The sequence below is a fragment of the Vibrio sp. T9 genome (genome assembly GCF_003123985.1).
In the GTDB taxonomy this organism is placed as follows: domain Bacteria; phylum Pseudomonadota; class Gammaproteobacteria; order Enterobacterales; family Vibrionaceae; genus Vibrio; species Vibrio diabolicus.
This window is the reverse complement of sequence record NZ_NIGY01000007.1, coordinates 140,123-152,909: the sequence shown is the minus strand read 5'-3', so window position 1 is coordinate 152,909 and position 12,787 is coordinate 140,123. Positions and strand designations below refer to the sequence as shown.

The window sequence follows — 12,787 nt, the reverse complement described above, 5'->3', positions numbered from 1 at the left end:
CTTGAGCTTTATGACGACTCGCGTATTATCTTCTTCGTTCCTACTTTATCTGAATTCTTATGAGTTTATTGACTAAACGACATCACACACCACATAAACGGGTGAAATGGCTACTAGCGATTATTGGCTGGGTGGTTGTCGTGTGTCTGATGCAAAATTCAGGTTTTGCATCGTCATGCTCTATGAAGTACGAGACAGTATCGCCTGCTGTTTCACTTACTGATGAGGGTTCGAGCGTCAAGTCCATTGATGCTAACGAAACCAGCAAATGCGAATTGTCTGAAAAGTTAATTCAATTTTCTCAACATCAACTCGATGCATTTATTGTTGTTCTGTTTGTCGGTCTTTTGGCGTCGGCTATTTGGATGTGCTGCGCTTATATTCGCGCACAACATTGGACGGAGCCGATAGGTCGTAAGTATCGAGTCCATCTGACTTTCTGTGTATTCCAAGAATAAAAACGTGTTTTCTGACCAATAACGTCAGCGATTTAACACATTTTGTTTTTATTATTAGGAATTACTATGAATCAAACTACCAAACTGACTCAGTTCGCGTCTATGTTCTTTATGACGCTGGCGTTGAGTTTGTTCTCTCTGAATATTTCAGCACAAACTACCGATACCGGTTGGATGACCAACCCGCAGCATCCTCCAGTGCAAACGCGCTTTGTACTAACGGGTCAACAAGATCCGCAAGCCAAAACACTTACAGGTTATTTGGATGTTAAGTTGAGCGGAGACTGGAAAACTTATTGGCGATCGCCGGGCGAGGGTGGTGTCGCGCCATCGATAGATTGGCAAAACTCGCAAAACCTGAGCAAGGTTGATTGGCAATGGCCATATCCGCAAAAGTTCGAGTTATTGGGCATTGAGACTCTCGGTTACAAAGGTGACACTTTGTTCCCAATGACGCTGCATATCGACGATATGTCGAAACCCGTCACGATTGATGCAGTGCTCACGCTTTCTTCCTGTACGACGATTTGTGTGCTGACGGACTACCAAATTCAATTGACGTTCTTACCTTCTGAGCTGAAAGTGGACGAAGAGGTGATGTTCAGTTACGCCCAAGCGGTGAGTAATGTTCCTCAACCTTCGCCTTTTGTTGAGGTCACGCAAACAAACTGGGATGCGACTCAATCCAAATTACAAATCAAACTAAAGAACACGCAAGGTTGGCAAAATCCTCAAGTGTTGGTGGATGGTGTTGGTGATGCGATTCGTGACTACAGCTTCAAGTTGGATGGACTTCAGCAAGAAGGTGATATCGTCACAGCAAATTACTCGGTTGATACCTGGCTGGGTGAGGTAGAGCTTAATGAACAATCGTTATATGTTTCTATCAAAGATGATAACTTGCTGGTCGAAGAGGTAACACAAGCACAAGCAGGAGCGGTTACATCGTCACTGCCAACTACCTCTTTAGCGAGTATTTTCTTATTTGCATTGTTAGGCGGTTTGATTTTGAACATCATGCCGTGTGTGCTGCCTGTATTGGGGATGAAGCTCAGTAGTATTGTGGCTGCGCATGGTGTAGAGCGCCGTCAAATTCGTACCCAGTTTATCGCTTCTTCTCTGGGGATTCTCACTTCGTTCTGGCTGATAGCTGGATTCATTTTGGTGTTGAAGCTTACGGGTAACGCGATCGGTTGGGGCGTGCAGTTCCAAAGCCCTTGGTTCCTAGGATTGATGGTACTAGTCACTGCTTTGTTCGGTGCCAATATGTTGGGGTTATTTGAAATCCGTCTGTCATCGGGTACCAATACATGGCTCGCATCGAAAGGTGATAACTCTCTAGTGGGTCACTACGTTCAAGGTATGTTCGCCACTTTGCTTGCGACACCTTGTTCCGCACCGTTTTTAGGCACTGCCGTTGCTTTTGCCTTGGGCGCGGACGTATTAACGTTATTTGCAACCTTTACAGCATTAGCATTGGGTATGGCACTGCCTTGGATCTTAGTCGCTGTGTTTCCAAGTGTCGCGCTAAAACTACCAAAGCCTGGTCCATGGATGAATGTCGTTAAGATCGTGTTTGGCATAATGATGTTGGCAACCAGCGTTTGGCTACTTTCATTAATGGCAAATCATGTTCCGATGTTATGGATTGCAATCATCGCGGTGATTGCTTTTGTCGTCCTGATGGCAAGAGTTAAGCGTGTGTATGGTGAGAAAGCACTTGTTGTATCAGGGACCGCATCGTTAGTGTTAATAGCTGGCGGCTTACTACTTGGCAGTGTCACTGCTGACCAATGGGCAACGCCACTTCCGGATGATCTAGCTTGGCAAAAGCTTTCTAATTCAGCGATTGAAGAGCACGTCAATAATGGGCGAGTGGTGTTTGTGGATGTGACTGCGGATTGGTGTGTCACGTGTAAAGCGAACAAGATCGGCGTGATCTGGCAAGATCCTGTCTACTCATTGCTGCAAAGCCCTAATGTGGCGACGTTAAAAGGGGATTGGACGCATCCGGACGGCTCGGTAACGGACTTTTTACGAGCTCATGGGCGTTACGGTGTGCCGTTTAACATCGTCTATGGCCCGGCGGCGCCACAAGGTATCCCGTTACCTGTGATTCTGACTGATGATGTTGTTTTAAGCGCGGTGAAACAAGCGAGTGGGGGATCCATTCAATGAGTTCGACAAAGCAGCGTAGAACAGTCCGATATTGGCTCGTTCAAATCGTACAGATGGTGCTCATTGTCACCGTTATTTCTATCGCGATGGATTGGTATCGCACCAAAGATATTCCCAAACAGGAGGCACCACCATTGAGCTCCGTATTGAGCGATGGTGAATACTTCGATGCAATCGCACAAAGTCATGAACAACCTGTCGTTGTTTATTTTTGGGCGACTTGGTGTCCCGCTTGTAAATTTGTAAGCCCAAGCGTGAGCTGGCTGAGTGATGACTATGCCGTAGTTGGTGTTTCTGGCTCATCAGGGCCAAATGAGCGTGTGGCGCAGTTTATGCAGGCAAAAGAATATCGTTTTGAAAACATAAACGATCCTTCAAGCGATATTATGCGTGAATGGAAAATTAGCGTGACTCCAACCATTTATATTTTAAGAAATGGTGAAGTGACCTCTATTACGACAGGCATCACAACGCCGATAGGAATATTGGCGAGAATTTGGTTGGCTCGATAACGAAATAAAAATCCGATATTCAAAATACTGAATATCGGATTTTTTCTTTTTATTTTCTCGCTCCAACGGGAATCATAATGTGTGCGTATGGCGTGCCTTTCCACATTACGTATGGGCCACCATAACTTGGGTCGGTTGGTAGAGAGTCGAGCAACGCTTGGTCTGGGGTAATAATCATCAAGTGTGGTCCTTCCACAATCCATTGATTATCGTCCGTCATCCCTTCTGCAAATGGGTCGGTGTTACTGGCACCGCCATCACCCGCTAACATGTAAGAAATGCCTAATGCTTTGGCTTGGAAAGGTTTTTTGTTCATCCAAGCGTCTGCCCATTCCATCCAAGGACCATCCATACACATTGGCGCTGTGCCTTCCAATTGAGGTGGCGTTGGGAAGCAAGTGTATTGGCTAGAACCTTCTTGCAGAACATTATTGTTCCAGTCCATCACTGTTACTTTATCGCGAATAGTCGGTGGTGCAGCACTCAGTGCATCTTTTAAAAGTGCTTTTGAATCATCGGCTGCGAATGCGCCAAAAGCGCAGCTGACCGAAACAACAGCAGTTAAATAAGGAGTTAGTTTCATAAATTAAACCTCAAGTTAATACAACATGAGAATTTGAGCACTTTAATTATAGAGTGATATTAACAATAAGAATCATTATTTAAATGAAAAATAATAAGCGATAGGTTTGTTATGTTAATTTAAATATTGTTTTTATATACAGCGAATAGAATGATGGAAATAAAATTAGCTGAATAATCGAAGCAGATTATCAGGACATATTTTTTCTTTATGCACTTAAAAATTCCATCGGAATCACGGGCTAGTACTTTTCAAAATTTCATCTATTTCTACTGGTTATCGCTGAATAACCAGTCGGTTACGTTTCTTAGAAAATTAGCTATTTAATAAGTGCCTAGGTGCGTATTGCGTGTTACATTCGAGCATCGTTCTGGTTATCAAGGACGAAATGATGGATGTTTCAATACCACGATCCGGATGGACAAGGTTTGCCCCGAAATACTTATAGTAGATCGGTGGAGCATACGGCATATACCGAAAGTGAAGTTGAACAACTCTGTCAGCGGGCTGGGTTGGAAGTGGTTTCCTTAGAAAATGTGATTGGTTACGTATCTGGTGTTGGTTATGTGTGTCGATACTTGATGCTAGAGCTGAAAAAGTCACACCGCTGAAATAAGTAACAAACAAGGACTGTTTTTGAAAACACAAGATTTAACCGAGTTCGGGTCGGGCATTGAATACGATGCCCAATACGAGCAGCATTACCATTACGACATTGCTTTCATCACAAGGTTAATCGAAGAAACCAATGCTCGAAGTGTACTGGATGTCTGTTGTGGTTCCGGCATTGTCACGATTCCAGTCTCTGAGCAACTCAACGAAGCCATTGGCATTGATATTTCTGAAGGGATGCTCAAACACGCAAAGGACAAAGCCAAAAGTAGGAGTAACTTGCGTTTTCTTCATCTCGACGCAACGCAGTTTTCGTTAGGTAAGAAGTTTGACCTAGCCATAATGACAGGGAATGCATTTCAGGCCTTTTTAAGTGACGACATGCTGGCAGGCGCACTGAGCTCAATATCAAAGCACCTAGAAAAAGGTGGGCGATTTGTCTTCGATACGCGGTTACCAACGCCAGAGAATCTAGAATTGGATAATGAGATGGCACTGTGGCAAACCTATGTTTCTCCAACTTATGGTGAAGTGAATTATTTAGGTATGAAGGCCGAGTATGACTTGCAAACATCCATCATGTATTTGAAGAAAGAGCGCCATTTTGAAGGTGGAGCGATTGAGCATTCCAGCATTGATTTAAAATATCGTCCGCTGGAAGACATAGAGGTTTTCCTTGAACAAGCGGGATTCAGAATCATAGAGAAGTACCAGTCTTGGTCAGCGCAAGCATTTGAGGCGAATGCCAACTCACTTGTCTGTGTAGCTGAGAAAATATAAATCAATGTTGAGGGATACAATGCAAGGGTTTCGAATTACCACGTCGTTAGATGACATGGATTTAGACGTTATCTACGAGTTCATTTCAAACAGTTATTGGGGAAAGGGTATTCCAAGAGAACGCTTTGAGAAGTCTTTGCTCCATTCGTTCTGTTTCGCGGTTTTGGATGACGAAAATCAACTCGTCGCTTTTGCTCGGTTAATTACCGATCGTACCACGTTTGCGTACCTTGCCGATGTGTTTGTTGTGGAGGTACACCGTGGTAAAGGCATCAGTAAGTGGTTGATCTCAGAAATTATTGCTCATCCAGAACTACAAGGCTTACGCCGTATGATGCTTGCAACCCGCGATGCTCATGGGTTGTACGAACAGTTTGGGTTCACTCCTATTGCTCCAGTAGAAAACTTCATGCAAATCTGGAAACCGAATGTTTATCAGAGCTAAATCATGATGAGAGTTGAATCTCAACAAGTGGCAATCAGACACCTCAAAACAACAGACGCTGCTCCCCTGTTTGAAAACTATTTAGGCGATGAGCAAGCATGCCGCTTCCTCAATCGCCAAGTCCACCAAAATGTTAATCAAACCCTTGAAGCTATCGAAAGATGGCGTGCTCAATATGATCAAAAGTCTCCCAATCTATTAGTCTTCGCTATTGAAGAACTCACTTCTCAAACTCCTATAGGCTGTCTGGTGCTGATACCTGAGCAAGACAGCAGTGAAATCCATTTTGGTATTTCTGCTCGCTATCAGGGAAAAGGCTATGCAACCCAAGCCTGCAAACTTGGCGTTGTCTACCTCCAAAGCTTGGGTATAACACGCATTCGCACTGCCCCGCATATTGGCAACCACGCGAGTATTCGTGTGTTGGAGAAATGTGGCTTTATCAGCCAAGGCATTTTAAAAGCGCATGCGGTTTTTCCTGCTTTAGGACGTGAGGCGCAAGACTGTATGGATATGTGATTGGAAGATACAGAACTGTGCTATTTTGCGCATTGTTCAGAATGAAATGGATAGCGGTTGAAACGAGCGGTTACAGAGCTTGTTAGTCGCTATCGTAGACAGCGTCTTTGCTGAATGATTCGTCGAGGTTTTTTAGTCTTTGATTGTCAGAGGCGACTGACAAAACCATACCAACTGTGACAACCAAACCGCTATTAAAGCAGGATATTATTCCTTCAACTTTGTGTTTTAGGAGTAGTCATTAGACTACCCAATAATTGTTGGAATAAATAATGACGAAACGTTGGCTTGTCTCCGTTGTGAGCATTGCGCTGCTCGGCGGTGGAACGTATTTCTATCTCCAATCTGCCGCTCAACCAGAATTACTGCCTACATTGATTGTGGAAAAAGGCACGATTGAAAAACAAGCGGTGGCTGTTGGTAAAATTGTCCCTGCACACTCTGTGTCTATCAAGTCACAAATCGACGGTATCGTCGGTGAAATTTACGCGAAAGTTGGTGAAAAGGTGAAGCAAGGCCAGCCGCTGATCAAAGTACGTCCAAACCCAACCCCCCAAGCATTAACGGATGCATCGGCAGAGCTCATGCGTAGCGAAGCCGATCTGGAATCCGCCAAACAAAAACTGTCTAACCTAGAAAGCTTGGTCAAGCAGGACATTATTCCAAGTAACTACGACGAATACGTAAGTGCGCGCTCGGCAGTCAAATCTGCGCAAGCGGACGTATTGCAAAAGCGCCAGAATCTCGAACTCATCCGCAGTGGTGAGGCGTCTATCGGTGATGCACGTTTAACGTCGACGATCTACGCGCCAATTGATGGCACGGTACTCAACCAGAAAGTTGAGGTCGGAGAGCCGATCATCTCGACTCAATCAAGCCAAGCAGCGACTGAAATGATGTCATTGGCCGACATGAACAGTCTGATTTTTAAAGGTAGCGTCAGTGAGCATGATGCTGCGCAGTTGTCTCCGGGAATGCCCGTTATGTTGACGGTGGCGCCTTATCCTGATGTGGCGATTTCTGGTGTGCTAACCAAAGTGGCGATTCAATCTGAGAACCTCAACTCACCAGAGGGCAATGCTTCGGCAAAAAGTTTTGATAACGGTTTTGAGGTTGAAGTGGGAGAACTCAAGATCCCACAAGATGTGTTGCTTCGTTCTGGTTTTTCATCGACGGCTCAAATTATTCTGAAGAAGTCTGAAAATGTGCTCACTCTACCGGAGCGCGCTCTGCAATTTGATGGTGACGCACCGAATGTTCTGATTCCCGACAGCTCAGAACAAGGGTTTCATAAACAACCTGTGAAACTCGGTCTGTCAGATGGCATCAATGTCGAAGTGCTTGACGGCGTGGAGCTTGATGAAGAGGTTATCGACAACAGCATGATGGGAGCGGCGCATGGTTAAGCTGCAACGATCAACAATCGCCTTTGCATTGTTGGCTGCCACGCTCAGTTTGCCGACCTACGCAATTTCTATTGAACAAGCTTGGCAACAAGCAAAGCAGAACGATCCAAATTACGAAAAAGCGAAAATCGGCGTCCAGCTTGGCGAGGTTGGCGTACAGAGTAGCCGCAGTGCGTTATTGCCGGGTTTAAGTGCCAGTGCGTCAGCGGATTGGAATGGGTCTTCAAGCCATTCCAACAGTTACGGCGCTACCTTATCTCAAACTATTTGGGATAGCAGTTTGTGGTCGGAACTGGATCAAGCGAATGCCAATTATCTCAAAGCACAGTTAGAGCTATCTCAATCACATAACGAGCTTGCGCAGAAGTTGCTCACCGCTTACCTAGATGTGGCAAGCGCACAGGGCGACCTCAAATTGGCGCAGTCCAAGCTGGAGGAGGGGAAAGAACTTCTCAACATCATTGAGAAACGCTATCGAGCAGGCAAAGTGAAGTCGGTTGATGTTGAAGAGATGCGAGCGAATCAAGTCTCTGAGCAAGCAAGTATCCTCAATGCAAAAGCCGATCTCGAAGTGAAAAAAGCAGAGCTTGCGGCGTTAATCAATCAAATGCCGGAGAGTGTCGACCAAATTCGAACGGATTCTCTAATTCAGCCGCCGATGCTGGTGGACTCTCAGGAGCAATGGCTAAAGCTGGCGAAAGACAGTAGTCCAGAGCTGTTGGTAGCGGCGCAGATGGTGAAAGCGAGCGAGTTCGCGAAAGATTCAGCTAAAGGTGGATACTACCCAACCGTCAAAGGCAGTGTGGGCTACAGCGATGGTGACAATCGTTCAAACGGCGAGTTTAACGCTGGGATTAGTTTGAGTTTGCCGATTGACCTCAATGGTGCAGTGCGAGCGAAAGTGGACGAAGCATCGTTGAACATTTTAAGCGCCAAGCAAGATATGCGTAGAGTGGAAATTGATATTCAGAAACGAGTTATTCAGCAGTTTACGCAGGTCGATATCAACTGGAATCAAGTTTTAATAGCGAACGAGCTGGTTGAGTCGCGCGCCAGAGTGTTGCAAAGCAAAGAGAAACTTTACGACGCTGGTCTGCTTGAAGTGTCGGAAGTTATCAGTGCACACAACAGCTTGTTTGAGGCGAAAAACAGTCTGCAAACCAACTTGTACAGCTATTGGCGTAAGAGAATCGGCTTACTGCAAACCGCAGGGAAACTCGATGACGATACAATGGCGTTGATCTCTCGGGCTTTTCATTCATGAGCAGCCTGTTGCAGCAAACTTGGCAAACGTTGATGGCGCACCGTATGAAGAGCGTGCTAGCCATTATCGCGATTGCTTGGGGCGTGATCTCTGTGGTGGTGTTAATCGCACTTGGCGAAGGCTTTTATCGCCATCAGACCCAGTCGTTTTCATTTATGATCAACAATGTGCAAGTGGTGTTTCCGTCGAGCACCAGTAAACCGTGGCAAGGGTTACCTTCAAGACGGCAAATTGATATTCCACAAGAAAAAGTCGACATGATCAAACAGTCGGGCTTCGTGCAACAAGCGTCGAGCGTTTACGCCAAATGGGATGCGAATATCACCAATCTCAAAGGACAGAATTTATCGAGTACGGTCAGCGGTATTGATACGTCTTACTTTCCTTTAATGCAACGCAAGCTGCAATCCGGTTCGAGAAACCTGTCACCAAGTGATATGGACAACCACACTCGCGTGGCAGTGTTAGGCGATCAAATTGCGCAAATGGGCGGAATCCAAATCGGGGATAGGCTCAAAGTCAACGGCATTCCGTTTTTGGTGATTGGGATAACCGTTGGTGAGGACACTGGCATTTCATTCGGCGATAGCCGCACTGTTTTCATTCCTCAAACAACGTACCGCGATTTGTGGGATGCGAAACCTTGGATGGTATTGATGAAGCCGAGAGACGGGATGGATGCACCGTCGTTTCGACAAAATATCGTGAACTTTTTCGCCAAGCAGCTTCATTTTGACCCAAGTGATAAAGATGCGGTCGAATTACCCGATTTTAGTGAAGGTGCGGCGGTCATCAGTGGAATTTTGCGTGGCATTCAGATTTTTCTCGGAGCGAGCGGCGCGATGACCATGGCGGTCGGTGCGCTTGGCGTTGCCAACATCATGTTTTTATCCGTCACCGAGCGCACGCGTGAAATCGGTGTGCGTTTGGCGACCGGGGCGACTCAAAAATCCATACTCAGTCACTTTATTCTTGAAGGGCTTATTTTGGTAGCCGTGGGCACGGCATTAGGTCTGATGTTTTCGTATGCAGTGGTATCTGTCCTAAGCAGCATGGCATTACCGGAATGGATTGGTTTGCCTGTGATCACGCCAGATTCCATTGCTTGGTCTTTACTTGTGACGCTTATCTTGGCATTGATGGCGTCGTATTTCCCAGCAAGGCGAGCATCGCGTCTCACGCCAGTCATTGCTTTGAGTGCGAGGGCCTAGTCATGCTGTTACCGATGAGACAAATTTTCCAAGAAATGGCCGCAGAAAAGCTGAGATTGGGTTTGACCATTCTGGCTGTAGCGTGGGCGACCCTCTGTATCGCTGCTATGTTGGCGGTAGGTGAGGGTATTCGTCAGGGCGTATTGAAAACCGCACAAAATGGTAACGGCAACTTGATCTATTTGACCGGAGGGATGGCCACCGTCGACCACGGTGCTTTTCACCAAGGTAAATTTCTGACATTAAAAATGGACGATTCAGAGGTCGTTCGAGCGTTACCCGATGTAAAAAGTGTTGCGCCAACTGCGAAGTGGAAAGAGCGCATCACCGTTGGTGACAGAAGCTCGTGGCAAGAGCCCTTAGCGGTCACGAGCGAGTTTCAATCCATGACCAATTTGGTGCCGATGGCGGGAGGGCGATGGTTAAATCCACTCGATCAAAAAGAGACGCGCAAAGTCGTTGTACTGGGTTATGAACTGGCAGCCGACTTATTCAACCCGAATGAGGACTTTAGTTGGTTTGCGACAGTCACATTGCAAGTCAACCCTGTGGGGAAAAAGGTAAAAATCGGCAATGAGGAGTTCACCGTTGTGGGCGTATTGGAGAAAAACAGCGCTCAAATAGAACTGGGTGATCTTATCAACTATTCCAGCTTTGTGCCGTTAGCGACGTGGAAGCGATTTCATGTCAACGGTGAAATTGGTGGCATCAATGTGCAACCACAAGCATATGTGGACCGAGAAGCCTTAGCAAAGACGATCAGGCAAGTGATTGCCCGTAAACACGGGGCAAGTGTCAGCGATGAGCAGATCGTCCAAGTCGATGATATGTTCCTTAAGCAAAAGAGTATGCAGCAATTTCTGATAGGTTTGCAGAGTTTTCTTGGCATTATCGGCTTCGTTACGTTAGCTGTTGCTGGCGTTGGCATTGCCAATGTGATGTATGCCACCGTAAAGCGATCTACGCGTGATATCGGTGTGCGCATGGCAGTCGGTGCAACCCCAACAGCAATTCGCATGCACTATTTAGTGCAGTCTTTATTGACAATGATGATGGGGGGCGCGCTTGGGTTAGCCGTGACGTACGCGCTGGTGTCTGCCATCAGTTCCATTCCTTTAGAGGGCAGTACCTTTTATGAACAATTGGGTAAACCTGTCCCTGAGTTGTCGTGGGTCGTTGTCGCGATTGTCATCCTCACCTTAGTGCTCATTGGTGTGGCATCTGCATGGTTACCTGCAAACCGAGCCGCAAAAGTCAGTCCGTTGGAGGCGCTACAAAGTGAATAACAACAATAACTCTGGAGAGAACATGTCGAACAAGCCGCTTGTTGAGCTGACCAACATCTGTAAATACTACTCTAGTGGGGAGGCGGAAGTTCGCGCGTTAGACGGCGTTGACTTAACCATTAATCAAGGCGAGTTTCTTTCCATTCTTGGCCCGTCCGGTTCGGGTAAATCAACGTTGATGAACATGCTCGGCTGTTTAGATAAGCCCACCGATGGCGAGTACCAACTTGGCGGCCAAAACGTCGCAAGTTTAAGTGCGAATGACCTGGCTGGCATTCGTAACCAAAAGATCGGATTTGTCTTCCAAAGCTTTAACTTATTGGAATACGCGACGGCGCTTGATAACGTGGCACTGCCGTTGGTTTACTCTGGCATCAAAGCCAAAGAACGTCGCCAGCGCGCCGCTAAATTGCTAAAGCAAGTCGGGCTAGGGGAGCGTTTAGACCATAAACCAAACCAGCTTTCTGGTGGTCAAAAGCAGAGAGTTGCGATTGCAAGAGCCTTGGTCAACGATCCGCAAATCATCTTAGCGGATGAACCAACGGGTGCATTGGATTCAAAGTCCGGCGCGGAGATTGAAGCCTTGTTCAACCAACTCCATGCCGAAGGTAGAACGTTGATCATCGTGACGCACGATAACGCCCTCGCAGAACGCACCAAACGCATCATCACCATCAAAGATGGCAAGGTGATTTCGGATAGGGCTCCGGAGGGAAGATAAATGAATTTTTCTTGATTGAGACTGGAGTTACTTTAAGGAAGATAGCCATGGAATAGGAGAAGCTATCTTCCTTTATTTTTATTCGCGATGTTCGCTTTGTCTCTCTTTTATCAAGTCATGCTTTTGTTCTTTAAGTAGAGTGATTGCGAGCTTAGTGTCCTCAATCAATTTACTGTTATCGTTGAGATCTTTGCTCTTCAAAGGCAAAACCAGATAATGAATGCTGCCATCCTCATTCTGTACTCCGGTAGCAATGATGACATCACCTTCAGACGCCGTACCAAAATACTCTGAAACCACTTTGGTTTCGCTGACACCGTAACTATCCAAATAGGATGATTCCGTGTTGTCAAACAAGATAGGAACCCCTTGCTTAGCTAATGTTCGCAATTGTTCTTGCTTTTGCTCGTCGAATGGATAGTCGGTTGTACTGACATAACTTACCTGTTCAGCTTCAATAAAATCGTACAGTTCATTGCTCAATCCATTTAATGGGGCAGATATCCAAGGTGTAGCTGGAATGACGTCGGAAGTAGCGTCATTGTCATTCTGTGGTGTTGGAACGGTAACCACCTCTTGAGCAGCATCGCTCTCAGGAGGCGTTACACTTTTTGTCTCAGTTTTCTCTGTCTTGATTTGCTCGTCAAAGCTTGCAACAGAATCGCTCTGGGAATTCTTGTTATTTGAATTAATTAGAAATATGGCGAGTACTGCACCAAGTGCTAGCGCCGATCCAGTCAAGAGTTTTTTATTACTTGTCATGTCTTACCGTTTATTTCATTAGTAAATACGGCGGCCACTTATTCACTCCG

General features: G+C 46.1%; 13 protein-coding genes and 1 pseudogene. 12 read left to right on the top strand and 2 right to left on the bottom strand.

The window, feature by feature from the left end; translation table 11 throughout:
- The first annotated feature begins 59 nt into the window (after positions 1-59).
- From CBX98_RS15625 to CBX98_RS15615, 3 genes are all read left to right on the top strand, one after another.
- Positions 60-458, top strand: coding sequence for a hypothetical protein (locus CBX98_RS15625; RefSeq protein ID WP_109169730.1), 399 nt, complete (start codon positions 60-62; stop codon positions 456-458).
- A 66-nt stretch (positions 459-524) separates the two neighbouring features.
- On the top strand, positions 525-2,636 hold the full coding sequence (locus CBX98_RS15620; protein ID WP_109169729.1) for a protein-disulfide reductase DsbD domain-containing protein: 2,112 nt from the start codon (positions 525-527) through the stop codon (positions 2,634-2,636).
- Positions 2,633-3,148, top strand: a complete 516-nt coding sequence (locus CBX98_RS15615) for a protein disulfide oxidoreductase (RefSeq protein ID WP_041852915.1) — start codon at positions 2,633-2,635, stop codon at positions 3,146-3,148. The genes CBX98_RS15620 and CBX98_RS15615 overlap by 4 nt, the downstream gene beginning before the upstream one ends.
- A gap of 49 nt (positions 3,149-3,197) precedes the next feature.
- Here the strand turns inward: CBX98_RS15615 and CBX98_RS15610 are convergent, their stop codons facing one another.
- Positions 3,198-3,731, bottom strand: coding sequence for a hypothetical protein (locus CBX98_RS15610; protein WP_109169728.1), 534 nt, complete (start codon positions 3,729-3,731; stop codon positions 3,198-3,200).
- A gap of 398 nt (positions 3,732-4,129) precedes the next feature.
- Between CBX98_RS15610 and CBX98_RS15605 the strand changes: the two are divergent.
- From CBX98_RS15605 to CBX98_RS15565, 9 genes and pseudogenes are all read left to right on the top strand, one after another.
- Positions 4,130-4,342 (top strand): annotated as a pseudogene (locus CBX98_RS15605) (class I SAM-dependent methyltransferase); the annotation flags it as partial.
- A gap of 25 nt (positions 4,343-4,367) precedes the next feature.
- Positions 4,368-5,123 (top strand): class I SAM-dependent methyltransferase, encoded by a 756-nt coding sequence (locus tag CBX98_RS15600; RefSeq protein WP_109169727.1) that lies wholly within the window; start codon positions 4,368-4,370, stop codon positions 5,121-5,123.
- 19 nt (positions 5,124-5,142) lie between these two features.
- Complete coding sequence (locus tag CBX98_RS15595; RefSeq protein ID WP_172605977.1) at positions 5,143-5,568, top strand: GNAT family N-acetyltransferase; 426 nt, start codon at positions 5,143-5,145, stop codon at positions 5,566-5,568.
- A gap of 3 nt (positions 5,569-5,571) precedes the next feature.
- A complete protein-coding gene (locus tag CBX98_RS15590) occupies positions 5,572-6,087 on the top strand; it encodes a GNAT family protein (protein ID WP_109169725.1) in 516 nt (171 codons plus the stop codon).
- Between the two features lie 272 nt (positions 6,088-6,359).
- Positions 6,360-7,493 (top strand): efflux RND transporter periplasmic adaptor subunit, encoded by a 1,134-nt coding sequence (locus tag CBX98_RS15585; protein ID WP_109169724.1) that lies wholly within the window; start codon positions 6,360-6,362, stop codon positions 7,491-7,493.
- Positions 7,486-8,757, top strand: a complete 1,272-nt coding sequence (locus CBX98_RS15580) for a TolC family protein (RefSeq protein WP_109169723.1) — start codon at positions 7,486-7,488, stop codon at positions 8,755-8,757. The genes CBX98_RS15585 and CBX98_RS15580 overlap by 8 nt, the downstream gene beginning before the upstream one ends.
- Positions 8,754-9,968, top strand: a complete 1,215-nt coding sequence (locus CBX98_RS15575) for an ABC transporter permease (RefSeq protein WP_109169722.1) — start codon at positions 8,754-8,756, stop codon at positions 9,966-9,968. Before CBX98_RS15580 ends, CBX98_RS15575 begins: the two co-directional genes overlap by 4 nt.
- A 2-nt stretch (positions 9,969-9,970) precedes the next feature.
- On the top strand, positions 9,971-11,254 hold the full coding sequence (locus CBX98_RS15570) for an ABC transporter permease (RefSeq protein WP_109169721.1): 1,284 nt from the start codon (positions 9,971-9,973) through the stop codon (positions 11,252-11,254).
- Between the two features lie 22 nt (positions 11,255-11,276).
- Positions 11,277-11,975, top strand: a complete 699-nt coding sequence (locus tag CBX98_RS15565) for an ABC transporter ATP-binding protein (protein WP_109169802.1) — start codon at positions 11,277-11,279, stop codon at positions 11,973-11,975.
- A gap of 78 nt (positions 11,976-12,053) precedes the next feature.
- Here CBX98_RS15565 and CBX98_RS15560 read toward each other — a convergent pair whose 3' ends face one another.
- Positions 12,054-12,737, bottom strand: a complete 684-nt coding sequence (locus CBX98_RS15560) for a topoisomerase I (RefSeq protein ID WP_109169720.1) — start codon at positions 12,735-12,737, stop codon at positions 12,054-12,056.
- Between the last annotated feature and the right edge of the window lie 50 nt (positions 12,738-12,787).

Bases quoted from the DNA above. Each gene is read 5' to 3' on its own strand.
- CBX98_RS15625 (WP_109169730.1), top strand. From the start codon at position 60: ATGAGTTTATTGACTAAACGACATCACACACCACATAAACGGGTGAAA.
- CBX98_RS15620 (WP_109169729.1), top strand. From the start codon at position 525: ATGAATCAAACTACCAAACTGACTCAGTTCGCGTCTATGTTCTTTATG.
- CBX98_RS15615 (WP_041852915.1), top strand. From the start codon at position 2,633: ATGAGTTCGACAAAGCAGCGTAGAACAGTCCGATATTGGCTCGTTCAA.
- CBX98_RS15610 (WP_109169728.1), bottom strand. From the start codon at position 3,731: ATGAAACTAACTCCTTATTTAACTGCTGTTGTTTCGGTCAGCTGCGCT.
- CBX98_RS15595 (WP_172605977.1), top strand. From the start codon at position 5,143: ATGCAAGGGTTTCGAATTACCACGTCGTTAGATGACATGGATTTAGAC.
- CBX98_RS15590 (WP_109169725.1), top strand. From the start codon at position 5,572: ATGATGAGAGTTGAATCTCAACAAGTGGCAATCAGACACCTCAAAACA.
- CBX98_RS15585 (WP_109169724.1), top strand. From the start codon at position 6,360: ATGACGAAACGTTGGCTTGTCTCCGTTGTGAGCATTGCGCTGCTCGGC.
- CBX98_RS15580 (WP_109169723.1), top strand. From the start codon at position 7,486: ATGGTTAAGCTGCAACGATCAACAATCGCCTTTGCATTGTTGGCTGCC.
- CBX98_RS15575 (WP_109169722.1), top strand. From the start codon at position 8,754: ATGAGCAGCCTGTTGCAGCAAACTTGGCAAACGTTGATGGCGCACCGT.
- CBX98_RS15570 (WP_109169721.1), top strand. From the start codon at position 9,971: ATGCTGTTACCGATGAGACAAATTTTCCAAGAAATGGCCGCAGAAAAG.
- CBX98_RS15565 (WP_109169802.1), top strand. From the start codon at position 11,277: ATGTCGAACAAGCCGCTTGTTGAGCTGACCAACATCTGTAAATACTAC.
- CBX98_RS15560 (WP_109169720.1), bottom strand. From the start codon at position 12,737: ATGACAAGTAATAAAAAACTCTTGACTGGATCGGCGCTAGCACTTGGT.